Origin of the sequence: Saonia flava (assembly GCF_011927795.1) — a bacterium.
Taxonomy (GTDB): Bacteria; Bacteroidota; Bacteroidia; order Flavobacteriales; family Flavobacteriaceae; genus Saonia; species Saonia flava.
Map to the genome: position 1 here is coordinate 1876086 of NZ_JAATJJ010000001.1, position 26052 is coordinate 1902137.

Below are 26052 nucleotides of genomic sequence, written 5' to 3' on the forward strand. Positions count from 1 at the left end.
TTTTTCTTATTTGCTTAGAGCAGCTATAATCTCTGCTTTCTTCATTGAAGATAAACCTTCAATTCCTTTAGCTTTAGCCAACTCTTTTAATTCAGCAACAGTCTTTTTACTTAAATCTTCTGTTGTCTTTGGAGCTTCCTTTTTTGGTGCAGCTGCTTTCTTCGGAGCTGCAGTCTCCTTAGCTTTAGGTGCTTCTTTCTTTGGTTCAGCTTTTGGAGCTGCTTTCTTAGCTCCTTTTGCTACAATACCTTCAATAACCAACTCGGTTAAATATTGACGATGACCATTTTTCTTTTTGTAACCTTTACGTCTTTTCTTTTTAAAGACAATTACTTTGTCACCCTTTAGGTGTTTAACGACTTTTGCCTCAACAGCGGCTCCGTCTATAGCTGGGGCGCCAATAGTAATGCTCTTTCCATCTTCAATAAGAAGAACGTTGTCAAAAGATACCTTTTTCCCTTCGTCTTCTTGCAAACGGTGAACATACACTTTTTGGTCTTTTGCAACTTTAAACTGCTGCCCTGCTATCTCTACGATTGCATACATAATGTGTATATTTTTATTTAAAATATTGAGCCCATTTTTTTAATAGGCGGGTGCAAATATACTGCTAATTCCGTATTCTACAAGCGATTTACGCAAAAAAAGTGGCTTAACAAGAAAATTATTAAGTATCTGTGTATAGGTTTAAAATGTATAATATGTCTTTCCAATATGCCAAAATGGGAAATGGTGTCCAATTAAAAAAGAATGATGGGATCACACTAGGAACACAGTATACATTTTAAATACAATATTCTTTTATGCCTGTGAGGTTAATTATTTTTAACTTTGACCTAACAGGTTTTTAATTTATAGAAATGAAAAAGATAAATTTTATCGTAATACTAATAACCCTATTGGCACTTTCATGCAAGAAAGACAAAAAAGAAATTGAGGAACCCACCCAAATGGAACAGGTGATGGCAATACATGATGAAGTAATGCCAAAAATGAGTGTTATTGGAAAATTGGTAGGTGAATTAAACGATAAGGTAGACAGTACTGAAATTGGCTTAAAGTATGAAGCTGCCAAAAGAGATTTACAAGCTTCCCACAAAACGATGATGGATTGGATGCAAGGATTTGGGGACAGGTTTAATTCTGATGAAATCCTAAATGGCAAGGAACTTACTGCTGAAAAGCAAGAATGGTTAAGTGAGGAGGAAGAAAAAGTGAAAGCCCTTAAAGAGCAAATTAACAAGAGTATTGAACAAGCTGAGGCTTTATTAAAGAAAGAATAGTTATTCTTCCCACCTAAGACTTTCCATAATCCTACGAATATCTTTTTGAAGATAAATGGCGGCAGGATAAATTGAGTCGTAATTAGGTTTAGCATAAAAGTATAGGGAACCCGTTACAAAATGGTCTGTGCTGTCTGTTACATAAAATTGAGCTTGTGAAGCAGCATTCCCCTTTACTTCATAAAACATTCCATAAACCCTGTCATCTTCATTAACAAAAGGTTGATTTATAATATTGTCGGCCTTTATGGCATGTTCATATGACAATTTCTGAGCATCGGCCAACAAACTGTTTATATTCCCTTCTACTTTTTTATAAGTTATAAAAATAGAGCCCTTCATCATTGGGTAATCCAATGACATTGAACAATTGTCACCGGCCTCAATTCTCGCCATCTGGTTATACTCAAAATTATAATGACAATTAGATGATTTCAGTCGCTTGGTAGGTTCAACTGAGTAATCCAGTCGTAACATAGCTTTTGGTTTGGGAAGAACATTATCATCCTTACAACCCACAAAAACTAAAATCAAAATAACTATGTAAAAAAGTTTGTTATGCATTTGGAAGGATGATTTTTATTTGCTTCAATCTTTTTTTATCAAGACTTTCAACAATAAACTGATAATCCTTAAACTTTATTGTTTCCCCTCGTTTAGGAAACACCCCTGCAATTTCCAAAACAAACCCTGCAATGGTCTCCGACTCTCCTTTCTGTTCTTCAAAATCATCTTCATCATCAATCTTTACCACACGATAGAAATCCTTTAAAGTGGTTTTCCCCTCGAAAACATAGTTATGTTCGTCTAGCTTTGAAAAGACCAAGTCTACATCATCAAACTCATCACTTATATCCCCAACAATTTCCTCTATAATATCCTCCAAAGTTACAATACCAGAAGTGCCGCCATATTCATCTACCACAATGGCCAAATGGTTTTTCTTTTCCTGGAATTCCAAAAGCAAATCATCCAATTTCTTATTCTCAGGAACAAAGTAGGGCTCTCTTATCAAGGAAATCCAGTTAAAGGTTTTCCTGTCGATATAGGGCAGAAGGTCTTTAACATAAAGCACGCCCAGGACATTGTCCATATTTTCCGAAAACACCGGAATACGGGAATATCCATTCTTCTTTATCTCTTGGAGCACTTCCAGAAATTTCATGCCCTCACTCAATGCAAAAATATCTATCCTTGGGCACATCACCTGTTTGGTGTCGGTATTTCCAAAAGAAACAATACCTTCCAATATTTTTTGCTCTTCTTTTGTAGTATCCCCTTCATCGGTAAGCTCCAATGCTTGTGATAAATGGTCTACACTTAAATTGGATTTTTGTCTTCCCAGCTTATCGTGCAAAAAAATGGTTGCAGACCTCATGGGCATACTAATAGGGGAAAAAACAAAGTCCAGAACTTTTATAGGATACGCCATTAACATTGAAAAATTAATTCTGTTCCTATTAGCATAAATCTTTGGTAAAATTTCTCCGAACATTAAAATCAGGAATGTTATAACCACAACTTCCAATAAAAACCTAGCGGATATAACTCCAAAAAAATGATAGTTTATATTAGAAAACAACACGTTTCCCAAAGAACTAAACAGAAGAACAATTCCAATATTGATTGCATTATTGGCAATTAAAATGGTAGCAAGTAATTTTTTAGGCCGCTCCAGAAGTTTACCAACTATTTGTCCAGTTGCTTTTTTTTCTTCTAGCAACTCATTTATATCCGTTGAAGAAAGTCCAAAGAATGCCACCTCCGCACCAGAAATAAGTGCTGAACATACTAAAAGAATTATTAAAATGATTGCTTTTATGGCAAAACTGCCATTGAAAACAGAGAAGTACAACAATAAACTAAGGGGGTCTGGGTCCAATAGTTACAATTTAATTTAGTTAAAATGGTAGATCATCATCCTTTTCCGGTTCACTGACAGATTGTGGTTGCTCTTTAGGAGTAGCTGCAGTTGATTGGGATTGTTGTTGTTGAGCATTGGAATTTGCATTTGCCAAACTTTCTTTTTTGGTGGATAAGAAAGTAAACTCCTGTACATGCACTTCCGTGGTATACCTAGTATTACCATCTTCGCCTTGCCATTGTCTGTTCTTTAATCTTCCCTCTACATATATTTTATCCCCTTTACTTAAGTACTTCTCACATATTTCTGCGGCCTTGTTACGCACCACAATATTGTGCCAATCTGTATTGGTCACTTTTTCTCCTGTCTGCTTATTGGTATAAGTCTCATTGGTTGCCAATGGAAAACGAGCAATACAGTTACCTCCCTCAAAATAGTGAATTTTTACCTCATCCCCTAGATGCCCAATTAACATCACTTTATTCAATGTTCCGCTCATAACTTTTAACTTAAATCAAAAATACTAAATTTTAAATGCTTTTATGAAATCTGCTATTAAAACTGGTGCGGGATACTTGTCCAGTTTAGAAAATTCTATTCCTTCCTTAATCTTAGCATGGGTTTTTAAGATCCAAAATTTGGTATGCAAATGTTGATGTGAAAGTTTGTGAATTATAGGCTGTTCATTATATAGGTATATATTGGACACTTCATCCAATTCTACAACTTTCGATATTTCATTTTTTAGGTCCTCTAAATTGATTTCTTTTTCAGTTTCCAACAGGGGAAATTCAAATAAATTTTGCCATATGCCCTTTCCTGTCCTTTTAATGAATGAAGTACTAGAATCATCATCCATTAACACCAAATAATTGAAATATCTAGCTTTTACTTTTGTTTTTTTAAGCTTTACAGGCAATTGATGGACTTTGTCTTCTTTTAACGCAATGCATCCATCATTTAATGGGCAATTACTACATTTTGGGTTTTTAGGAGCACATTGAATAGAACCAAATTCCATTATGCCCTGATTATAATCCCTTATGTTCCCAATATTCATAACTTCTTTAGCAAGCTCTTTAAAATATTTACTTCCCTTAGAACTATTAATAGGTATGGCAACACCAAAATACCTTGCTAAAACCCTAAATACATTTCCATCAAGAACAGGTTCTGGTTCATTAAAACAAAATGAGGCAATGGCACTTGCGGTATAATCACCAACTCCCCTCAACTTAATTAACCCCTTATAAGTAGTTGGAAACTCCCCATCAAAATCATTGACCACTTTTTTAGCGGTGGCATGCAAATTCCTTGCTCTTGAATAGTACCCTAATCCTTGCCACAGTTTTAACACCTCCTGTTCATTAGCATTAGCTAAATCTTCCACTGTTGGAAAATTATCTATAAACTTATGATAATAAGGCGTTCCCTGGGCAATTCTTGTTTGCTGAAGCATTATCTCAGAAAGCCAAATATTATATGGATTTCTAGTGTTTCTCCAGGGCAGGTCTCTTTTATTTAGAAGGTACCATGCTATTATTTTTTCAGAAAAAGACATTATTATAACAATAATGGGTAAAAGTAACTGTTTAAATACTTAAAATTAGTCCATTAGGATAAAAGATTGAATTTAATTTATATATTTGCAACCCTAAAAAAAACATACGGAAAATTTATATTAAAAAAATGACGAAAGCTGATATTGTAACGAAAATCTCGGAGAAACTGGGGATTGAAAAAGGAGATGTACAAGCAACTGTTGAATCTTTTATGGAAGAGGTAAAAACTTCCTTGGAAAGTGGTGATAATGTTTATTTAAGAGGTTTTGGTAGTTTTATAATCAAAACTAGAGCAGAAAAAACTGGTAGAAATATTTCTAAGAACACTACCATAAAAATACCAGCACACAACATTCCTGCATTTAAACCTGCCAAGGTATTTGTTGAGGGTGTAAAAAGCAATGTACAAGTTAAATAACAATTAAAAAGAATATTTATGCCGAGTGGTAAAAAAAGAAAGAGACATAAGGTAGCTACCCATAAGCGAAAAAAGCGTAGGAGAGCTAACCGTCACAAGAAAAAGTAGTTATCTTAACTACTTTTTCATTTTATACGTTCATTGACATAGAAATCCCAAAAAGGATTTCGACGGGTTTTATTATACAACCTGTAATAACTATTGTTTAATCTATTTATCCCAGAAGAATGGCCAATGCCATCGGGATAAATAAAAATTGATTCAGGTGAATAGAGAATTAATCGTAAGATCTAGTTCCACTGCCGTCGATTTTGCTTTGTTAAAGGATGGAAAACTCACAGAATTACATAAAGAAGAAGATAACAACAACTTTTCTGTTGGTGACATTTTTCTTGCCAAAATTAGAAAGCCTGTAACAGGTCTTAATGCGGCATTTGTAAACGTAGGCTATGAGAAAGATGCTTTTTTGCATTACCATGATCTTGGGCCTCAATTATCTTCGATGCTAAAGTTTGTGAAAAATGTGAGTACAGGGAAATTAAAAGATTATTCCCTTAAAAATTTTCCATTTGAAAAAGATATTGATAAAAATGGTAGCATAAACGATGTTATCAAAGCCAATCAATCTTTATTGGTGCAAATTGTTAAAGAACCCATATCCACTAAAGGACCACGTATTAGTTCCGAGCTATCATTGGCAGGAAGATATTTAGTTATGGTCCCTTTTTCTGATCGCGTTTCTGTTTCTCAAAAAATAGATTCCAACGAGGAAAAAGATAGGCTAAAAAGACTTGTAAAAAGCATTAAGCCAAAAGGATTTGGAGTTATCATTAGAACAGTTGCAGACGGCAAAAAAGTTGCAGAACTGGATAAAGATCTACAGAACTTGTTGACCAAATGGACAGCAATGTGTAAGAAATTATATAAAGCACCACATCCCTACAAAGCTATGGTAGAGCTTAATAGGGCATCTTCTATTTTAAGAGATGTATTTAATGATTCCTTTACTGGAATCCATGTAAATGATGAAACACTTTATAACCAGATTAAAGACTATGTATTAGAAATTGCACCAGCAAAAGAATCCATAGTAAAATTGTATAATTCTTCTGTTCCCATTTTTGAGAAATTTGGGATAGAAAGGCAAATTAAAACCTCTTTTGGTAGAACAGCTACCATGAGTAAAGGTGCTTATTTGATCATTGAACACACTGAGGCACTACATGTAATAGATGTGAACAGTGGCAACCGATCTAATAAGGCCAAAAACCAAGAGGATACGGCTTTGGAAGTAAATCTACTTGCAGCTTCTGAAATTGCAAGACAACTACGTTTGCGTGATATGGGAGGTATCATAGTAGTAGATTTCATTGACATGACAAAGCCTGACCACAGAAGAAAGCTTTTTGATCATCTTAGGGATGAAATGAAAGACGATAGGGCCAAGCACAAAATATTACCTCCAAGTAAATTTGGCCTTATACAAATTACAAGACAAAGGGTTCGTCCAGAGATGAATATTAAAACAAGTGAGGAAAACCCCAATGGCAGTGGCCAAGAGGTAGAGGCTCCAATTGTTTTGATAGATAAGATAAATTCTGATTTGGAAAAATTGCTAAAAGGACCTGCTGATAAAAATGGTATAACATTAAATATTCATCCATTTATAGCAGCATACCTAACCCAAGGTTTTCCATCCATTCGTTTTAAATGGTATTTAGAACATAAGAAATGGATTAAAGTACAGCCTAGGGATGCATATACATACCTTGAATATCGTTTTAAAAATAAAGACGGTAAAACTATATATTAAAAAAAGCGACTTCGAAAACGGAGTCGCTTTTTTTGTTTGTATTAAATTTGAAAGATGTATTCCCAAAAAACTTACACCCTCTCTGAGGCTACTAAAAAAATAGAAAGATTTTGTGCCTACCAAGAGCGTTGTCATAAAGAAGTTGTAGACAAGTTAAAGGAAATGAAAATGATTCCAGAAGCTGTTGACCATATATTAAGCCATTTGATACATGAGAATTACCTAAATGAAGAACGTTTTGCCAGAAGTTACGCCAGAGGGAAATTTAAGATTAAGAAATGGGGGAAAAATAGAATTATCCTAGAGCTAAAAAAAAGAGGAATAACAAAATATAATATTAACAATGCTCTACAAGAAATTGATCAGGACGTATATCTTGAAACCTTGGAAGCTTTAGCTATAAAAAGGGTTCAAGAATTAAGGGAAAGAAATCCACAAAAAAGGAAAAAGAAATTGGCAGACTATTTACTCTACCGAGGTTGGGAAAGTCATTTGGTGTATGAAAAAGTTAAGGAACTTATCAATTAAGATAAGTTGTCTTGGGTTCTTACAATTGCTTTTTCATTTTTCCAATCTATCCATTTTTGACCTTTCAATCGGCGCATAATATTGTCAAAATTTCTCATGAACAATACATTATAAAAAGCCTTTCCTAGATTAATAGGGTTGTGGGCAATTGAGCGTAGGCTCATAGAAAACCCTGGGGTAAGATATTTCATATGGTGCCAATAACCTTCTGGCATATATAAGGTTTCTCCATGCCCCAAATGTGTTTTATATCCTTCTGCATTTTTTAATGCTGGCCACTTATTTAAGTCTGGGTTAGAAAAATCAATACTTTCATGGACAATTAATGAATGTGGGATTTTGTATAAAAATCTGTTCTCGGTCTGCGGGAATAGGATGCACTCTTTCTTTCCTTCAAAATGAAAATGAAAAATATTAGCCAAATCAATGTCATAATGCATAAAGGTATGGGAATTAGAACCTCCAAAAAAAAGCATTGGCAATCTCTTCATAAGCCTCAACCCGAAATCTGGATAAATAAAATCTTTTTGTAGTTCTGGCACTTCTCTAAATATATTCCACAAAAAAATACGATACTTTGTAGGTTCACTTTTAAGCAAATCTATATAATCTGCCATTTTCATCGTTGCATGTGCTTCATTAAACCCATCCCTATGATCTACAGGTCTGTCATCATACAATGGAACCATTTTATCCCCGGCAACTCCTTTCATATATTCCAAATCCCATTTGGAATATGCAGGCCAATCCTTTATAAACTCTTCTATCACCACAGGTTTCTGTGGTTTAAAATAATTGTTTATAAAGTCCTTTTTGGAAAGGGTCTTTACCCTTGGAATTTCATATAAATTCAGAGTCAATCTTTAAGTGTTTAACTATCAAAGTTAAAAAACACAACAATATAAAATAATAAAAATTTCTTGTAGATGTGGGTTTAGTCAACAATTTTAGCTTTTCCTTTGGCAATTTCGTTTCGTTCGATAATATGCCCCGGCCTACTCCATTTTGGTTTTTCCCCAAATGGCACAAGTTTGGAATCTTCAGCTTCAACTGTTTTGGGTTGGGAAATTTTAGTAAATGGCTTTTGAGGATTTAACCCCAGAAGCTTAAACATTTCCATATCTTCATTTACATCAGGATTGGGTGTGGTTAACAATTTATCACCAGCAAAAATGGAATTGGCACCTGCAAAAAAGCACATAGCTTGACCTTCCCTACTCATTTCTGTTCTTCCAGCTGACAATCTTACTTGCGTTTCTGGCATTACAATTCTCGTAGTGGCAACCATGCGAATCATTTCCCATATTGAGACAGGTTCTATATCCTCCATCGGGGTCCCTTCCACCGCTACCAAAGCATTAATTGGAACCGATTCTGGTTGTGGGTCCAAAGTGGATAGAGCGACCAACATTCCTGCTCTATCTTCCAATTCTTCTCCCATACCTATAATACCGCCACTACAAACGGTAACATTGCTTTTACGAACATTGTCTATAGTTTCCAATCTATCCTCGAAAGCACGGGTAGAAATTACATCTTTATAATAATCTTCTGAAGTATCCAAATTGTGGTTGTAGGCATAGAGACCAGCTTCTGCCAACCTATGGGCCTGGTTCTCAGTGAGCATGCCCAAAGTACAACACACTTCCATATCCAATTTATTAATGGTACGTACCATTTCCAAAACTTGGTCGAATTCTGGTCCATCTTTAACATTACGCCAAGCAGCGCCCATACAAACCCTAGAACTACCAGATGCTTTAGCTCTCAGGGCTTGAGCTTTGACATGTGAAACTTGCATTAAATCGTTTCCTTCTATATCTGTATGATAACGAGCAGCTTGCGGACAATATCCACAATCCTCTGGGCAACCTCCAGTTTTGATGGACAATAAGGTGGAAACCTGTACAGTATTTGGGTCGTGATTTTTACGATGTATTGTTGCCGCATCATACAACAATTCCATTAAGGGCTTATTGTAAATCTCAAGAATTTCTTGTTTAGTCCAATTGTGTCTTATCTCACTCATAAAATCCATATATTCGGTTTCAAAAATAAGCTATTACAAATCAAATCCCAATAAAGAAAAAGTCTCTAAAACAAAAGACCTCTTGATTGTATTAATTCAACAGGTCTTTTAAGATTAAATAAATTGAAAGATTATTCTTTTCCTTCCTTATTCTTAGGTTTGGTTTCTTTTATATTTTCCTCTTTTACATCCTCATTCCCAGTTTCCTTTCCTTTTAGATACTCCGGTAATTGCATCCCTGCCATATTAAACATTTCTTGTAATGGAGGAACCGCTTTGTACATTCCAGAAATAAAATTAGAAGTTGATGTTTTGCCATCTTTCCCGCTTCCATTCTCCCAAACTGTAACTTTATCTATCTTGATGTTCTTAATAGCCTCTGCCTGGGTTTTTACCAGCTCGGGCAATTTATCGGCAATTAAAAGCAATACAGCATCTTTAGGGTCATTCCCTGCAGCTTTTACAATTTCATCAAGACCCTGCGCTTGTTTTGTTAATATTTCAAACAAACCTTTTGCCTCTGCTTGTGCTTTAAACAAGATGGCATCGGCTTCACCTTTTGCCCTTCTGCGTATCATCTCAGCCTCCGCCTCTGCATCGATTTCCACTTTCTTCTTGTCAATTTCAGCAGGTACAATAACATCGGCCAATTGAGAACTACGCTCTCTTTCTGCCCTTGCAATTTCTGCATCCTTTTCAGCAGCGTATGATTCTTCCAACGCCTTGGCCGATTGCACTTTCTCTGAAGCAATTGCAGTTCGCTCTGCTTCTGCTTCTCTTTGACGACGTAGAGAGTCTGAATTAGCTACATTAATCTTTGCTATATTCTCTCCTTCAACAGCTTGGGCATTTGCTGCCGCCACCTGTGTTCGTTCATCTTGAAGAGCATTTGCCTCACCTATAGAACCATCCCTATTTTTTTCTGCTACAGATTTACGTGCAGCATTAATGGCGTGCGCGGCCGCTTCCTTTCCCAATGCCTCTATATACCCAGATTCATCAACAATATCGGTTATATTAACATTGATTAATTTTAACCCTACTTTCTTTAGTTCTGACTCTACGCTTTGAGAAATATTTGTCAAAAACTTATCTCTATCCGAGTTGATTTCTTCAATATCCATAGACGCCACCACAAGACGTAATTGACCAAAAATAATCTCCTTGGCCAAATCTTGTACCTCTTGCATGCCCAGTCCCAATAAGCGTTCAGCAGCATTTTGCATTACCCCAGGTTCTGTGGAAATCCCTATAGTAAATCTTGATGGAACATTAACCCGAATATTTTGCTTACTTAAAGCATTAACCAGATCTACTTCTATTGAAATAGGGGTTAAATCCAAAAATTCATAATCTTGAATTACTGGCCAAATAAAGGCCGCACCGCCATGAATACATCGTGCAGAGTTACCAGACCCCACCTTTCCGTATACCACCAGAATACGATCGGAAGGACAACGCTTATAGCGCCTTATAAAAGAAATTATAATGATAAAAAAGAATAAAATGGCAAAGCCAATGGCCAATAAGGAGAATCCACCTCCCAATTGCAAGGATATTATTAACATATGATTATTTATTAAGGAGTTCAACAATTAAAAGCCCGTTATCGGTTACTTCTTTTACCCGCACTACATTTCCCAGCACTAAATCTTTTTTTTCGTCTGTAAGTGCTTCCAATTCTCTTAATGTTCCTTGAACATTAATACTTACCTTACCAATGTTGGAACGATTGGCTCCTATAGTAAGGTATACTTCACCTATTTGGTTTAAGGCATTTTTTAGTTTAAGTGTCCCACTACTCTGCAACCTGCTTAGATAATAAAACAATGCAGCCATTGCAAACATCATTAGCAATCCGCATAAAACGGAAACAAATATTACAATACTCTTTGTCCAACCAGCCTCTAAACACGCTATACCAGTCCAGCCAAAAATGGTAAAAAATCCCATTAAGTTTTTAAATGATAAAAATTGAAAGCCAATACCTGTATCGGCGTCAATATCAGCATCAACATCTCCTCCAAAATCATCTGCATCTCCCCCTATAAGAGTTAAAACAAGAAGAATTATAAAAATTATAGACGAGAGTATTGCAATAACCCAATACACTTTTTCAAAAAGAGTTAAAGCAGAAAACCATGCTTCCATATATTATACATTTTATATTATCAATTGTAAGATAACAACTTTTAGGTTCTTCCCATTTATATTCCTTAACTATCTTGACAGCAAGATACTCACAGCATTACCTCCAAACCCAACAGCGTTTACCAGTACTTTTTCAATTTTTTTGGGAAATGAAACATTGTTCAAAAATGGAACTTTTATAAATTTCTGATGCTGTAACATTAAAACAGCCAGCTCAACACTTAACATTCCTGAAGTTCCGAAAGTATGCCCGACCTTCCATTTATTAGTAGTCAAATGAGGACTTTTGTTACAAAAAACTTTTTCAATTGCTCTTGTTTCCGACAAATCTCCCTTAATTGTCCCAGGAGCATGCATCACGATTATATCTACCTCATTTGGGTTAATATTTCCCAAAGCCATTTTCATAGATTTCTGAAAACATTGTGCATCTGTGGAAATCGAAATATTATGTTCCAAAACTTCGGTCGCATATCCTACCCCTACAATCATTGCCAAAGAATTCACTTTTTCTCCTTTTTCAAGACATGCCATAGATGCTCCCTCTCCTAAAACCATAGTGTTCTTTTTCTTTTTTAAATCCAGTGCCCTGCATGGATAGTCACTATTTTCATTTGAATAGATTTTTAAAGCCCTCATTTGTGCAATAGTAAAGGGGGTTAAAGGAGCTTCGCTTCCTCCCACCAAAAACTTATCTACCATACCGCTTTTAATCCATGCGACGCCATTTAATAAAGCGTGTAAAGCCGTGGAACAAGTAATAGAATGGGATATTTCTGGGCCTTGAGTGCCCAAATCGTGCGCTACCCAAGATGAAATATTTCCCAATGTTGTTGTTGGAGATGCCAAAGTGGATGTTGAATTCTTTTTTAGAAATTCTTCATGATATTTTTCAAAAAGTGAGGTAGCACCACGTGATGATCCAATATTGATTCCAAAATTATCCTTTGATTTCCATTTGGCCATTTCAACAGCCTTTCTTGAGGCAAATAAGGCATACAAAACACTTTTGTCCAAATTTTTATACTTTGAATCGGACAACCTGAGATTTTCTATTTCCCGTTTTGCAATATCTGGCAGTCGTGCCACCCATTCTTGAGTACCACCATACTCCCGTTGACTTAAAAAATGAACATTTTTAATATAATTTTCCCATGTTTGTTCCAAAGAAATTCCCAAAGGGGATATAGAAGAAATGGCAGTTATGGAAATGGGTTCGCTGAACATAATCAAATAATATTCAAAATACTTTTTATACTATTATATATTTTCTGCATTTGTTCCTTTGTAATAACATAAGGAGCTAGTATATATATGGTATTGCCTAAAGGTCGAAGAAATACTCCATTGTCCATGAAATGCTTAAAAAGTTTATCCCTGAGATTTCCATATCGTTTCATTTTTACATTCAAATCAAGGGCATAAATAATTCCTATTTGCCTAGTAGAAGCTACTTTTGGGTGGTGTTTTATTTCTTCATTAAACTCCTGATGCCATTTAACTATTTCCTGAATATTTCCTTGGATTTCCTCAGTTTGCAATAATTCCAAGCCTGCTAATGCAGCACTACAGGCCAGTGGATTAGCAGTATATGTATGTCCATGAAATAAACCTTTTGAAATATCATTACTATAAAAAGCATTGTACACCTTTATGGAACAACTAGTTATGGCCATGGGAACCATACCTGCAGTCAACGCCTTGGAAAGGCAAATAATATCTGGTTTTGTCTCTATATAATCTGAAGCAAAATGTTTTCCAGTTTTTCCAAAACCAGTCATTACCTCATCCGCTATAAGCAGAACATCTTCTTCTTTTATTATTTTTAAAATATTGTTTAAATGACTAGCGTTATGCATTTTCATGGCTGCAGCTCCTTGCACCAGTGGCTCATAAATGAACCCGGCGACATCGCCTTTTTCAAGCCTATTGCGCAGAAAATCAACAATTTCATGAGCATTTTTGTCTGTTGGGACAGGAATTCGTTCTACATCAATAAAAAAATCTTTAAAAGCACCATTATAAACTGAAAGACCAGAAACCGACATAGCTCCGAAAGTGTCTCCATGGAAACCCTCTTCAAAAGCCAAAAGTACGTGGCGCTTTTTACCTCTATTATGATGATATTGTAAGGCCATTTTTATTCCTATTTCCGTAGCGGTAGAGCCATTGTCAGACAAAAAGAGCTTTTCTTGGTTTACAGGTAAAATTTTAATCAGTTCTTCAGATAGTTTTACAGCGGGTTCATGGGTAAAACCACTAAAAACAACTTGGTCCAATTGCCTCATCTGATAATACACCTTGTCTATTATGAAGTCATTACAATGGCCGTACATGGATGTATACCAAGAAGAAATTCCGTCTATATATTCTTTCCCATTTTCATCAAACAAAATACATCCTTTTGCCTTTACAATTCCCAACATTTCAGGATGGAGTTTGTGTTGTGTCAATGGATGCCAAAGATGTTTTTTGTCTCTTTCAGAAAGATTTTTAGATGTATTGGAATATAACAAAGCCTACTTTTTATCTATATTGCAAAGATGGGAATTTATACCATATAATTACACAACCCCTATGCTGAATAAGGTCATAGATTTTCTAACTGCCCACTATAAAGATTTAAAAACCCGGACGGTTTTTTTGATTCTTTTTTTGGTTTCTTTTTTAATACGGTTTCCCTTTTTTTTTAGAGATTATGTAGATCGGGACGAAAGTACTTTCATTCTAATGGGACAATCATGGGTTAATGGAAATTTACCCTATACAGAACTATGGGACCTAAAGCCACCTATTACTTTTCTATATTTTGCAAGCATTATTTATGTTTTTGGCAAAAGTTTTTTTGCCATTCGCATTTTTGGAGCATTTACAGTCGCCTTTACCGCTTTTTTCACCTACAAAATCGGTCTTGAAATCACCACAAAAAAAATAGCTTTTTGGTCCGCAATTGCCTGTGTTGCTCTGCAAAGTATGTTTGGCAGTTTGCAAGGTGTTATGTCCGAGCACATCTGCATGATGTTTTTTATGCCTGGACTTTATTTACTAATAAAATATAACAAGATATACATATATCTTATTTCTGGATTATTAATGGGTTTAGCAGTAATGACAAAGTTAAACCTAGCATATGCCATTCTTTTTTTAGGGTTCTATATCCTCTATAGGTCTTTTCTAAATAAGAGGTGTTGGATTGGCTTTTTAAATGTTGCCACTTTTGGGCTTGGAACAATCTTGGTTATTTTAATGACAATTTTGCCATATTACCTTAAGGGTGACACAGATTTATGGTGGAGATCGGTAATAGAGGCTCCTTTACAATATGTGGAAGCCAGAAGATATTCCATTGTCAAAATCCTTCCTTTTTATATATTAATTTTAGGTTTTCTATTTATAATATGGAAGAAAAAACGAATTGATTTTAGGGAGCAATACAATCAAATTCTTCTTGTGACTTTATTGGGAGTTCTTTTTTCCTTCCTAAAAGGTGGGCGAATAAATGGGCATTATTTAATACAACTGCACCCCATACTAATTCTTTTTATTGGTATAGTAGTTAGTCAAATTTCGTTTTTGAAGAAATCCATATTGAAACCATATTATATCCTGCTTTTGCTCTTGCTACCAATGGAATCCTATATAGAATATGTCGCTATAGTTAAAAACAAAGTACAGAAAGGGACTTTCTATAATGGAGAAGGTTTTAGCGTCCCCAATTACATCTTAGAAAATAATATTGAAACAAAGAACATTTTATTCTTGGGATATCATATAGGGTATTGGGAATTAGACCTAAATCCACCAACCAAGGCAGCGACACATCCAAGTAACATTTGTAGAAGTGAACTTTTCCCCTTTTATGAAAATCCAAGAACTACCTCTATTGAAGAATTACAATATATAATGGAAGAACTTAAACCAAAAACTATAATTACAAGAAAAGGGAGGTCTGTTTTTGACAAAAAAATGATTGAAGAAAACGAATATATTAATAACTATTTGGCCAAATATTATAGACCCATCGAAGTTGTTGAAAAAGCTGAAATCTTACAGCGGCTAGAGTGATTCTAAAACATCCCTAAACTTATCCGCATATTTCTTTATGACTTTCTTATCAAAATTTTTCTCCTCATCTATTCTACCAATTACTTTAGCCTTGGTCTTTTTAACAATAATACTTTCAGTTGAGGGATTTTCATCTCCAGAGAACAAAATAAATACGTCATATCCTTTATCACTCAACCATTTTACGGTTAACAAAGTATGATTTATGCTTCCCAAATAATGCCTGGAAACCACTATTACTTTATGGTTTGGCATTATGATATCCAAAACTGTATCCGTATCATTAAACGGAACCAATAACCCCCCGGCTCCTTCAATAACCAAATGGTTAGAAGTCTCTGGTTCATGAAGTTTTTTATATTCTATGGTTATCCCATCAATCTCCGCAGCTGCATGCGGACTTACTGCTGTTTTAAGTTCATAACTGCTTTTGTGAAAAACCGTTTTCTTATTGGATATTAAAGATTTTACCTTGTCAGTGTCGGTATTATCCAAATCACCAGCTTGTATTGGTTTCCAATAATCAGCCTTTAGTGCTTCAACAATAATTGCCGAAGCAATTGTCTTTCCAACACCTGTGGATATTCCAGTGACAAAAATATCTTTCATAAATTAACTAGCTTTGGTAATAATGTTACAATTGAGACATTTATATTTTCTCTCTTCAAAGAAAGGAAAAAGTTTATAAAATAACCCTTTTCTAGTATAATATACTTCAGATTTTTTGGCCTTACAATTAGGACAAACAATTAATTCTCCATTATCGTCCACAGCATAATTCCTTATTTCATTATAAATATGCAAAGCCTTTTTCTTGTCAGAGGAATACACTTGTAGTTTTACCCCCCCAATAGCTCCACTAATTAACGGGTCAGAATTAATGGTATTTTCATCAATAAGAAAGACGTCAATCCCTTCTGACTCTAACTTTCCTTTTATAATTTGCGCATCGGCAGGAAATTCAAATGCCCCTAACGTAAAAAATTTTTGTTTCATATTATTTAAGATTAGCTAATAAAATTTGCAAAACCAGACCTATTTCTTCCTTTGAGTTGAAACTGTGTAAACAAAATCTTAGTCGTTCCTCTCCATCTGGAACTGATGGTGACATTATAGGACGAACATTAAATCCTTTGTCTTGAATTTTTGATGCTACATTTTTAACCTTGGTATTACCGGGAATAAGACAACTATGAATTGCGGAATTACTAGGGATAAAATACTTTTTTAAGCTTAAATCTTGAACTTTTTGAATAAAAAACCCAATGTTAGATTCCAATACTTTTCTTGTTTCTTTAGCCTCATCTGTCAAAATAAAAGAAAAAGCAGAATATATGGTTGCAATAGAATGTGGAGGAAGCCCTGTAGTATATATAAAACTACGTGCATAATTAACAAGATATTCGGTTAACTTTTTACTCCCCAGTATTGCCGCACCATGGCAGCCCATAGCTTTCCCAAAAGTTACAATTCTAGCAAAAACATCTTCTTGAACCTTGTTTTCTTGCACCAGGCCTTCTCCTTCTTGACCAAAAAGCCCTACTGCATGGGCTTCATCTATAATCAAATTATAACCTCCTTTCCTAGAAAACCTTACCAATTCTTTAATATCTGGAGAATCACCGTCCATTGAAAAGACGGATTCAGTTACAATATATATTTCTGCCTCGCCACTCTTCCAATCAGCCGTAAGCGACAAAACTTTCGCTTGCAAATTATCTAAATCGTTATGTTTAAACTTGTAACTTTTTGCATTACTAAGCAAAATACCATCCCGAATGCTTGCATGCACTAGCTCATCATAAAAAATTATATCTCCTCTTTGTGGCACAGAACTAAAAAATCCAAGATTTGCGTCATAACCAGAATTAAAAACCAAAGCACTCTCCACAGCAAAAAAAGATGCCAAATAGATTTCTAATTCAGTATATAAAGAATAATTTCCTGAAAGAAGACGAGAACCGGTAGCTCCATTTTGTGAAGCTTCTTTCTTTAAAATTAATTTGAAAGTATCAGAATATATAGTCTCATTCGTGGCAAAACCTAAATAATCATTAGAGGAGAAATCCACCAAATTGGTTTTTAAGGGTAAGCTTCGCAAGGCCCCTTCCTTCTCTCTTTTTTTCAATTTACTTTCCAAGTTTTTGGGAAATTTGCTCATGTATCAAATTTACTATCTTTATAATAACACAAAGCCTATGAATCATAGATATTATGGGTCATTCCAAATAAATTTCATGGACAGGGCAAAAACTTTTGGTTTATTAAATTTCATATCCAAGTTAAATGAAAAAATTATTGACACTATTCGCCTTTTTTGCTTTAGTAAACAGCATTAAATCACAATCTATTTCCTATGAAATTTCATTTGAGAATGCAGTTCACCATGAAGCTTTGGTAACCGCTACATTCCCCAATTTAAAAAAGAATACCCTTGCTGTAAGAATGAGTAGGACATCCCCAGGGAGGTATGCTTTGCATGAATTTGCCAAAAATATATACGGTTTTAAAGCAATGGATAGTAAAGGAAATGTTCTAAAGGTTGAAAGGCCTGACCCCTATCAATGGATTGTTTCTGGACATGATGGCACTATTACTATTGAGTATATACTATTTGCCAATAGAGGGGGTGGTACCTATTCACAAGTTGATGAAACCCATGCACATTTAAATATTCCAGCTACTTTTATGTATGCCCCAACTTTAAAAGAAAGAGAAATTGAAGTAAACTTTAAAGTAAGGGAAGACCTAAACTGGAAAGTGGCAACCCAATTACCCATAGTATCCGGAACAACTTATTCTGCCCCCAACCTTTACTATTTTATGGACAGCCCAACTGAAATTAGTGATTTCAGCATTCGAGAATTTGATGTAACCGAAATTAAAGGGCAGAAGAAAAAAATTCAATTTGTATTACATCACAATGGAACAGAAGAAGAAGTGGACATGTATTTTGAAAAAGTAAAGAAAGTTGTTTTGGCCGAACAAAATGTATATGGGGAATTACCAGATTATGATTATGGCACCTACACATTTTTGGCTTGTTATATTCCAAATGCTTCCGGTGATGGTATGGAGCATAGAAATTCTACCATTCTTACCAGCACTAGAAGTCTTTCTGAAGGTGGAATGGAAAACAATATTGGCACAGTATCCCATGAGTTTTTTCATGGTTGGAATGTGGAACGTATTCGCCCAAAAACTTTGGAGCCTTTTGATTTTGAAAATGCAAATATGAGTATGGAACTTTGGTTTGCAGAAGGTTTTACAAGTTATTATACAGGACTTATTTTATGTCGTGCCGGACTTACTCCTCCAGAGAAATATGTGGAAGGTCTAAGTGGAACGTTCAACTATGTCTGGAATTCTCCTGCCCGCCAATTCTTTAACCCTACAGAAATGAGCATGCAAGCTCCTTTTGTAGATGCGGCTACATCCGTAGATCCCGTAAATAGAGAAAATACCTTTATTTCTTACTATTCATATGGAAGTATGCTAGGACTTGCCCTGGATTTATCATTGAGGCGTAAAAATTTAAATCTGGATGATTATATGAAAGAAGTTTGGAAAGTTCATGGTAAAAAAGAAGTCCCCTATACTATTAAAAATTTACATCAAATATTGAACAACTATGCAGGTAAGGCATTTGGGGATATGTTCTTTAACAACTACATCTATAAAAGTGAAATGCCAAATTATAAAGTGTTATTCACATCTGTGGGAGTTATATTAGAACAAGATTCAGAAGCGCCATATTTTGGTGCCGTAGTTTCCATTGATGTTAATTTACAGGGTGAAATTAGAAGAAATACTGCCATTGGAAGCCCTGCCTATAAAGCAGGTTTAGATAAAGGGGATGTTATTACCGCTATTGATGACAACCCCCTTCCAAGCGAAGGCTCATTTGGTGATTTATTAAAGAAATACATCGTAGGCGACACTTTAAAGATTGATTTTAACCGTTTTGGGCAAGAAAAATCCAGTATGGTTGAACTGGAGGCAAGTCCGGTTTATAAAATCTCCATAAATCCAAGAGCTTCCAATGAACAAGTATCCAAAAGAAATGATTGGCTAAATGGCAAATAACGGTGCTATATTATACAAAAAAGCAAGTTCTATTGGGGAGTTAAAGCAAATTATTGAGCTTCAACAAAAAAATCTTATCACTCAAATATCTAATGAAGAAAAGAAGAGAGAGGGTTTTGTGACCGCTAGCCATTCCATGGAAATCCTTAAAGAAATGAATGATGTATGTCCACACACCCTTGCCCTATACAACAATAAAGTTATAGGCTATGCTCTAAGCATGCACCCTATTTTTTCAACTACATTAAAAGTTTTGGAACCTATGTTCAAAGAAATTGACAGAGTTTTTCCCAAGGAAAATAAATACATTTCCATGGGGCAAATCTGTATTGAAAAAAATTATAGAGGTCAGGGGGTTTTTAGAAATTTATACAAAAAAATGAAAGAAAACATATTTCCAGAATTTGACTATATAATTACTGGTGTTGATGAGAAAAATACTCGTTCCCTTAATGCACACTATGCTACTGGTTTTAAAGATTTGTCCACTATTTCCTCTGGTGGGCAAACCTGGAAAATAATTGTTTTAAAATAATTATTATTGTTTATCGATAATTTTTATATATTTGTTATCGTTAAACAATAATTTATTATGAAAGACAATACTAATATTTTAACAATCATTACCTGGGTTGTATTACTGTCTACTATTTCGATATTACTTAACGATATGCGTGAATTTGATTTTAATCAATTTAAAGAATTTCAAAATTGGGCAAAATCAGCAGATAAAAATGAATCTTGGTTTACCTCAAAAAATCTAATTGAATGGAGTTATTATGTAATTAGTACAGGCTTATTTTTTTGGAGAGGTTATCTTATTTATGGGTTTAGTTATTTTTTATCCATTTTAAAAGAAATAGAAAGCGGAAATTATTTTAGTAATAAAAACATAGGATACTTTAAAAAAATTGGAAATATATTTATTTGGTATACAGTTAATGTACTTGTTCTTAGATTTTTACTTGCAGTAATAAATAAATCAACTTTCAACTTTTTTAACGAACTTAAAACAGAATTCACATTTTTAATTCCAGCTGGATTAGCTTTTTTCATTTTGGCAGAAATTTTTAAACGTGGTAAGCAAACTGAACAAGAAAACGAATTAACTATATAATTATGCCAATAGTAGTTAATTTAGATGAAATACTTGTAAGGCGACAAATGAAAAGTAAAGAGCTGGCAGAAATTATAGGAATTACTACGGCTAATCTTTCTATTTTAAAATCTGGAAAAGCAAAAGCTATACGATTCACTACATTAGAGGCTATATGTAAAGCATTGAATTGCCAACCCAGTGATATATTGAAATATGTGGAATAAAAAAACCACTCAATGAGTGGTTTTAATTTTTTATATTTCCTTGATTGGTTCTTTTTTAATCTGCCAATACTATTACCTTATTGTCTTTCATTTCAACAGTTCCGCTATTAATGCTTAAAACAGTTTCTCCATTAGCTCCCTTTGTAAACTTACTTTCAAAAGTTTCATCAATAGTCACATTTCCCTGAATCTTAACATTCCCCTTCTGCAACAAGGATACAATAGGTGCGTGGTTTGATAACATTTGAAACTCTCCATTAATTCCTGGAACAGTCACTGATGTAACTTCTCCTGAAAATAATGTAGCCTCTGGTGATACGATTTCTAAATGCATAATAACTTTAAATTAAGCTTCAGCCAACATTTTTTCTCCAGCTTCAATAGCCTCCTCAATAGTTCCCTTAAGGTTAAAAGCAGATTCTGGCAAGTGGTCTAATTCACCATCCATAATCATATTGAATCCTTTAATTGTATCCTTAATATCTACCAACACTCCTTGCAAACCTGTAAACTGCTCAGCAACATGGAAAGGTTGAGATAAGAAACGTTGTACACGTCTAGCCCTACCCACAGCCAATTTATCTTCTTCTGATAATTCTTCCATACCAAGGATGGCAATAATATCTTGTAATTCTTTATAACGTTGTAACAACTCTTTTACACGTTGTGCACAAGCATAATGTTCATTTCCTAAAATCTCAGCTGTTAAAATCCTAGAAGTAGAATCCAAAGGATCCACTGCAGGGTAAATACCAAGCTCAGCAATTTTACGGGAAAGTACCGTAGTTGCATCCAAGTGAGCAAATGTTGTTGCCGGTGCAGGATCCGTTAAATCATCCGCAGGTACATAAACTGCCTGTACAGATGTAATAGAGCCTCTTTTTGTTGATGTAATACGTTCTTGCATGGCACCCATTTCTGTTGCCAAAGTAGGTTGGTATCCCACCGCAGATGGCATACGACCTAAAAGTGCCGATACCTCTGAACCTGCTTGTGTAAAACGGAATATGTTATCTACAAAGAAAAGAACATCTTTTCCCTGTCCATCACCAGCACCATCCCTAAAATATTCTGCTATTGTTAATCCAGAAAGTGCCACACGTGCACGAGCCCCAGGAGGTTCGTTCATCTGACCAAAAACGAAAGTTGCTTTTGACTCTTTCATGGCTTTTTTATCCACTTTAGACAAATCCCATCCACCTTCTTCCATTGAGTGGATAAAATCATCTCCATATTTTATAATCCCAGATTCCAACATTTCACGAAGTAAATCGTTTCCTTCTCTGGTACGTTCACCAACACCCGCAAATACAGAAAGACCACCATGTCCTTTTGCAATGTTGTTGATCAACTCCTGAATCAATACCGTTTTACCAACACCAGCACCACCAAACAATCCAATTTTACCACCTTTTGCATATGGCTCAATTAAATCTATTACCTTAATTCCAGTAAAAAGAACCTCTGTAGAAGTTGACAAATCCTCAAACTTAGGAGCTTCTCTATGTATTGGCAAACCATCTTTACCTGCTTTAGGCAAATCCCCTAAACCATCAATAGCGTCTCCAATCACATTGAACAATCTTCCGTATACATCATCTCCTATTGGCATTTGAATTGCACTACCGGTTGCAATTACATCTACACCTCTGCTTAAACCATCTGTAGAATCCATAGAAATGGTTCTTACTGTGTTTTCACCAACATGCGATTGAACCTCTAGCACCAATTTGGAACTATCTTCCTTGGCAATTTCCAAAGAATCGTAAATTTTTGGTAGTTCAGAACCTGAACTAAATTCAACATCTACAACTGGCCCGATAATTTGAGAAACTTTACCTGTAACTTTTGACATTACCTAAGTATTTAATTTTTAAGAATCTATTTGTGTTTCAACGCACTAAATATTTTACAATACCTTACGTTTTTCAGGCTGCAAAGATATGTCATTACATTTTAAATAGAAACTTCTTTTTTCTTTTTTTACCAATTAAAAAGGGCATCATATCAATGATGCCCTTTTTAATACAAATCCTAATGATATTATGGGTTAATAGTCCATGAAACGTAATAAATTGACCCAATATTTCCTGTTCCAATAGCAGTAAAATATTCGTCACCCAAAAGGTTAGAACCACCTACTTTAAATATTGACTTTATACTAGGCACTGCATAATTAACCTGAGCATCTAACACAGTATATGCTGGGACATCTCCATCAGCAAAAGAAGCTTGCCACTCATAGGTATCACTCCATCTATAATTTACATTGAACCCAAAATTTTCAAAAAGCTCGGTATTTCCGAAAGAAGCTTTTACCTTATGTTTAGGTGTATTAAAATTAGTTCTGAAATCTGGATAGGCATTTTGATCAAAATCCAAATCTGAATAAGTATAATTCGCTCCTAAATCAAAATTTCCAAAAATCTTTGTATCCACTCCGATCGTAGCGCCATATGAGTTAATGTCTGCTGCTGAATTGGTATAAGTTTGATATGCCTTAAAATCCCCATTCTGTAACGCCAATAAAGAAAGGGCATTATCTCCCGCCGTTCCATAAAGAGGAACAAGCACGGTTTGATTAGAGATGAAATTTTTGTATTTATTATAATATCCTGAAAGATCAATAACCACCTTACCAAGTTTAGCTCTATACCCAGCTTCAAAAGCCGTAATCTCCTCTGGTTGTACTATAGGCACATTTACCGCTGTTGGCGCTCCAGTTTGTACAGAATTTAAAGAGAATGCATTTTCATAGGCCGCTCTACCGACTATATTAACGCTTGATTGCCCCGTTAAGGCCGCCCCACTTTGACTTAGATTAAATGTTCTAATATCTCTATCCAAGTTATTGGGTGCTGAACCTACCAATATGGCCGCACCAGCATCTAACCCTATAAATAAATCTTGGGTGGTTGGGTTTCTAAATCCTTGTTGTACAGAAGCTCTAAAATTTTGGTTTCTATTCTCACCAGCCGTGTATACCGCAGAGAATCTTGGGGAAAGGAACCCATCAAAAAACTCATTTTTGTCATATCTTACAGAGCCAGTCAATTTTAAACGCTCATCCATTAATTTCTTTTGAACCTGCATATAAGCACCGTATTCTTTATACATAATAGGACCATCAACATCAGTGAAAATAGTTCCGTTAGAATTTAGTTCATATTCTCTAAAAGAACCTCCTACTTGAATATCTGCAACATCTTTGGTGATATGACTAAAATTATAATTGGCATCGGCATGTCTAAACTTGGTATTATCAATAAATTTAGCGCCAGTTGTTAAATTTCCGTCTGATGTAATTCTATTAAAAGCAGATTTAAACTCTGAAGTTCCAGGTATAAACCTCCCTCCATCAGCAACTTGTCTGGCAGCTGCATGTGCAGTTGCCTCATCCAACTGAACTCCTGTCCCCACTCCTAATCTTGCACCTATATACGTTTGTGCATATTGAGTAAACCAATCCGTATCTGACTTCCATGCCCTATTAATATTGATTGCCGCAAATCTAGTGTCATAAGAATCTCCAGAACCTTCAGTGGTAATATATCCTCTAAGAAAGAAATTATCATTTCTAATCTCCAACTTATGTTGTTGCATTATAAAATTCTTAATGGAATATCTATTTGCTCCCTGATAAATTGTGTTTCCTCTACCCACTCTACCATTATATACAATTTCCAAATCATCAGCAAAAGGCTTATAATGAACGGAAAAATCCGTTTTCACACTTTCCGCATTATAATTGGCCAAATCCGCTTCATCGTATCCCGTTCTAGTAACAAATGCTGAACCAACAGTACCAGATGGCAAACCTGCCGCTGCATCAAAATTGAGTAAGGTTCCAACCTCATCACCATAGATGTTTATTCCATCATATGCTGGATTAACCCTTGTAGCTCCAGGATTATTTAAATCAGCTGTACTATTAGCATGCCAATCTTCTCCTTTTAAGAAGGATAAATTTGCTTTTACGGCTAATTTATCACTAAATGCATGGGCAACCCTGATTCCAAAATCATAATAATTATTGTCCCCAGCCGCTGCTTGAGATGTTATCCCTGTTTTAGCATAGGCGCTAATTCCTTGGTAATCAAAGGGATTTTTACTTCTCATAAACAAAATACCATTGAAAGCACCAGCTCCATATAGTGCAGATGAAGCTCCTGGAAGTATTTCCACACTTTGCACTTCTAATTCCGACATACCCACAAGGTTTCCTAAAACGAAGTTCAATCCAGGGGCGGTGTTGTCCATCCCATCCACAAGTTGCATAAAACGCGTATTTGCAAAAGTTGCAAAACCTCTTGTATTTATGGATTGGAAAGTTAAACTATTTGTGTTTACATCTACGCCTTTTAGGTTTTCCAATCCTCCATAGAAAGAGGCGGCAGAAGTGTTTTTAATTTCCTTTAATCCAAATCGTTCAACAGAAACCGGAGATTCAAATATTCGCTCTGGTGTTCTAGAGGCAGATATAACTATCTCATCAAGAATAGTTTGTGCTTCATTTAGAACAATAGAAACAACTTGTCCATTTGTGGTAATTTCTGCTTGGGCATCAGAATAGCCGATACTAGTTATTCTTAGTTGAAAAGGCGGCTCCTCTGAGGTATCCAATGTGAAATTTCCATCAAAATCTGAAACCGTACCAATGGCTTTCCCCTCTATAACAACATTTGCCCCAGGTATAGGCTCGTTATTTTGATCAACAACACTTCCTTTTACTATTGTTTGTGAATACCCAAGTATTCCAAACATTAAAAAGGACAAAAAGATAATCTTTTTCATCATTAGGTATTTATGTTAGTTTAAATTTAATTTACCGTTATTTTTCCGTTGGCAAGATACATTTTTTTACATTTCAATAATAGAAAAATGACAAAAACTTATGCGTGCATAGTATTTATTACTAAAATTCACCCTT

Annotated in this window: 26 protein-coding genes; 9 read left to right on the top strand and 17 right to left on the bottom strand. The window is 35.0% G+C overall.

Features of this window, described 5'->3' with window-relative positions; genetic code table 11:
- Positions 1 to 6 precede the first annotated feature (6 nt).
- Positions 7 to 546: a 50S ribosomal protein L21 gene (gene rplU, locus GGR42_RS08215; RefSeq protein ID WP_167962721.1), complete on the bottom strand. Its 540-nt coding sequence runs from the start codon at positions 544 to 546 to the stop codon at positions 7 to 9.
- A gap of 314 nt (positions 547 to 860) precedes the next feature.
- Here rplU and GGR42_RS08220 point away from each other — a divergent pair, with 314 nt between their 5' ends.
- A complete protein-coding gene (locus GGR42_RS08220) occupies positions 861 to 1283 on the top strand; it encodes a hypothetical protein (protein WP_167962723.1) in 423 nt (140 codons plus the stop codon).
- Here the strand turns inward: GGR42_RS08220 and gldD are convergent, their stop codons facing one another.
- The 4 genes from gldD to mutY are packed head-to-tail and all read right to left on the bottom strand — an operon-like array spanning position 1284 to position 4708.
- Entirely contained in the window at positions 1284 to 1847 is a 564-nt protein-coding gene (gene gldD / locus GGR42_RS08225; protein ID WP_167962725.1) for a gliding motility lipoprotein GldD, read from the bottom strand. It lies immediately after the preceding gene.
- Positions 1840 to 3165 (bottom strand): gliding motility-associated protein GldE, encoded by a 1326-nt coding sequence (locus GGR42_RS08230; protein WP_167962727.1) that lies wholly within the window; start codon positions 3163 to 3165, stop codon positions 1840 to 1842. Before GGR42_RS08230 ends, gldD begins: the two co-directional genes overlap by 8 nt.
- Positions 3166 to 3184: 19 nt before the next feature.
- Positions 3185 to 3646: a single-stranded DNA-binding protein gene (locus GGR42_RS08235; RefSeq protein WP_167962729.1), complete on the bottom strand. Its 462-nt coding sequence runs from the start codon at positions 3644 to 3646 to the stop codon at positions 3185 to 3187.
- Positions 3647 to 3670: 24 nt separating this feature from the next.
- Positions 3671 to 4708 (bottom strand): A/G-specific adenine glycosylase, encoded by a 1038-nt coding sequence (gene mutY / locus GGR42_RS08240; RefSeq protein ID WP_167962731.1) that lies wholly within the window; start codon positions 4706 to 4708, stop codon positions 3671 to 3673.
- A gap of 119 nt (positions 4709 to 4827) precedes the next feature.
- Here mutY and GGR42_RS08245 point away from each other — a divergent pair, with 119 nt between their 5' ends.
- The 3 genes from GGR42_RS08245 to GGR42_RS08255 all read left to right on the top strand — a co-directional run bounded on the left by GGR42_RS08245 (position 4828) and on the right by GGR42_RS08255 (position 7468).
- Positions 4828 to 5127, top strand: coding sequence for an HU family DNA-binding protein (locus GGR42_RS08245; protein WP_317169690.1), 300 nt, complete (start codon positions 4828 to 4830; stop codon positions 5125 to 5127).
- Positions 5128 to 5392: 265 nt separating this feature from the next.
- Complete coding sequence (locus GGR42_RS08250) at positions 5393 to 6940, top strand: Rne/Rng family ribonuclease (protein WP_167962735.1); 1548 nt, start codon at positions 5393 to 5395, stop codon at positions 6938 to 6940.
- 54 nt (positions 6941 to 6994) lie between these two features.
- Positions 6995 to 7468: a regulatory protein RecX gene (locus tag GGR42_RS08255; protein WP_167962737.1), complete on the top strand. Its 474-nt coding sequence runs from the start codon at positions 6995 to 6997 to the stop codon at positions 7466 to 7468.
- Here the strand turns inward: GGR42_RS08255 and GGR42_RS08260 are convergent.
- The 6 genes from GGR42_RS08260 to bioA all read right to left on the bottom strand — a co-directional run bounded on the left by GGR42_RS08260 (position 7465) and on the right by bioA (position 14164).
- Complete coding sequence (locus tag GGR42_RS08260; protein ID WP_167962739.1) at positions 7465 to 8328, bottom strand: cupin-like domain-containing protein; 864 nt, start codon at positions 8326 to 8328, stop codon at positions 7465 to 7467. The genes GGR42_RS08255 and GGR42_RS08260 overlap by 4 nt on opposite strands.
- Before the next feature lie 74 nt (positions 8329 to 8402).
- Positions 8403 to 9497: a biotin synthase BioB gene (gene bioB, locus GGR42_RS08265; protein ID WP_167962741.1), complete on the bottom strand. Its 1095-nt coding sequence runs from the start codon at positions 9495 to 9497 to the stop codon at positions 8403 to 8405.
- Positions 9498 to 9628: 131 nt separating this feature from the next.
- Entirely contained in the window at positions 9629 to 11065 is a 1437-nt protein-coding gene (locus GGR42_RS08270) for a flotillin family protein (protein WP_167962743.1), read from the bottom strand.
- A 4-nt stretch (positions 11066 to 11069) separates the two neighbouring features.
- The gene (locus GGR42_RS08275; RefSeq protein ID WP_167962745.1) at positions 11070 to 11648 is read right to left on the bottom strand and encodes a hypothetical protein; all 579 of its coding nucleotides are present in this window, start codon (positions 11646 to 11648) and stop codon (positions 11070 to 11072) included.
- A 69-nt stretch (positions 11649 to 11717) separates the two neighbouring features.
- Positions 11718 to 12875, bottom strand: a complete 1158-nt coding sequence (locus GGR42_RS08280) for a beta-ketoacyl synthase N-terminal-like domain-containing protein (protein ID WP_167962747.1) — start codon at positions 12873 to 12875, stop codon at positions 11718 to 11720.
- A 2-nt stretch (positions 12876 to 12877) separates the two neighbouring features.
- The gene (gene bioA / locus GGR42_RS08285; RefSeq protein ID WP_245201414.1) at positions 12878 to 14164 is read right to left on the bottom strand and encodes an adenosylmethionine--8-amino-7-oxononanoate transaminase; all 1287 of its coding nucleotides are present in this window, start codon (positions 14162 to 14164) and stop codon (positions 12878 to 12880) included.
- A gap of 61 nt (positions 14165 to 14225) precedes the next feature.
- On the opposite strand from bioA, the gene GGR42_RS08290 reads away from it, so the two are divergent.
- Positions 14226 to 15713, top strand: coding sequence for an ArnT family glycosyltransferase (locus GGR42_RS08290; protein WP_167962749.1), 1488 nt, complete (start codon positions 14226 to 14228; stop codon positions 15711 to 15713).
- On the opposite strand, the gene bioD is transcribed toward GGR42_RS08290, so the two are convergent.
- Genes bioD through GGR42_RS08305 form a run of 3 tightly spaced genes read right to left on the bottom strand, consistent with a single transcriptional unit; the run spans position 15705 to position 17874 of the window.
- On the bottom strand, positions 15705 to 16322 hold the full coding sequence (gene bioD / locus GGR42_RS08295; protein WP_167962751.1) for a dethiobiotin synthase: 618 nt from the start codon (positions 16320 to 16322) through the stop codon (positions 15705 to 15707). The two genes, GGR42_RS08290 and bioD, sit on opposite strands and share 9 nt — an antisense overlap.
- Before the next feature lie 3 nt (positions 16323 to 16325).
- The gene (locus GGR42_RS08300; RefSeq protein WP_167962753.1) at positions 16326 to 16709 is read right to left on the bottom strand and encodes a putative signal transducing protein; all 384 of its coding nucleotides are present in this window, start codon (positions 16707 to 16709) and stop codon (positions 16326 to 16328) included.
- Between the two features lies 1 nt (position 16710).
- Positions 16711 to 17874: an aminotransferase class I/II-fold pyridoxal phosphate-dependent enzyme gene (locus GGR42_RS08305; protein WP_167962755.1), complete on the bottom strand. Its 1164-nt coding sequence runs from the start codon at positions 17872 to 17874 to the stop codon at positions 16711 to 16713.
- Between the two features lie 125 nt (positions 17875 to 17999).
- On the opposite strand from GGR42_RS08305, the gene GGR42_RS08310 reads away from it, so the two are divergent.
- The 4 genes from GGR42_RS08310 to GGR42_RS08325 are packed head-to-tail and all read left to right on the top strand — an operon-like array spanning position 18000 to position 21122.
- Positions 18000 to 19799, top strand: a complete 1800-nt coding sequence (locus GGR42_RS08310; RefSeq protein WP_167962757.1) for a M61 family metallopeptidase — start codon at positions 18000 to 18002, stop codon at positions 19797 to 19799.
- A complete protein-coding gene (locus GGR42_RS08315; RefSeq protein ID WP_167962759.1) occupies positions 19789 to 20334 on the top strand; it encodes a GNAT family N-acetyltransferase in 546 nt (181 codons plus the stop codon). Before GGR42_RS08310 ends, GGR42_RS08315 begins: the two co-directional genes overlap by 11 nt.
- Before the next feature lie 57 nt (positions 20335 to 20391).
- Positions 20392 to 20916, top strand: coding sequence for a DUF2975 domain-containing protein (locus tag GGR42_RS08320; RefSeq protein ID WP_167962761.1), 525 nt, complete (start codon positions 20392 to 20394; stop codon positions 20914 to 20916).
- Between the two features lie 2 nt (positions 20917 to 20918).
- Positions 20919 to 21122 (top strand): helix-turn-helix domain-containing protein, encoded by a 204-nt coding sequence (locus tag GGR42_RS08325; protein WP_167962764.1) that lies wholly within the window; start codon positions 20919 to 20921, stop codon positions 21120 to 21122.
- A gap of 55 nt (positions 21123 to 21177) precedes the next feature.
- Here GGR42_RS08325 and GGR42_RS08330 read toward each other — a convergent pair whose 3' ends face one another.
- The 3 genes from GGR42_RS08330 to GGR42_RS08340 all read right to left on the bottom strand — a co-directional run bounded on the left by GGR42_RS08330 (position 21178) and on the right by GGR42_RS08340 (position 25916).
- A complete protein-coding gene (locus tag GGR42_RS08330; RefSeq protein ID WP_167962766.1) occupies positions 21178 to 21456 on the bottom strand; it encodes a F0F1 ATP synthase subunit epsilon in 279 nt (92 codons plus the stop codon).
- A gap of 12 nt (positions 21457 to 21468) precedes the next feature.
- A complete protein-coding gene (gene atpD, locus GGR42_RS08335) occupies positions 21469 to 22977 on the bottom strand; it encodes a F0F1 ATP synthase subunit beta (RefSeq protein WP_167962768.1) in 1509 nt (502 codons plus the stop codon).
- Positions 22978 to 23165: 188 nt separating this feature from the next.
- On the bottom strand, positions 23166 to 25916 hold the full coding sequence (locus tag GGR42_RS08340) for a TonB-dependent receptor (RefSeq protein ID WP_167962770.1): 2751 nt from the start codon (positions 25914 to 25916) through the stop codon (positions 23166 to 23168).
- Between the last annotated feature and the right edge of the window lie 136 nt (positions 25917 to 26052).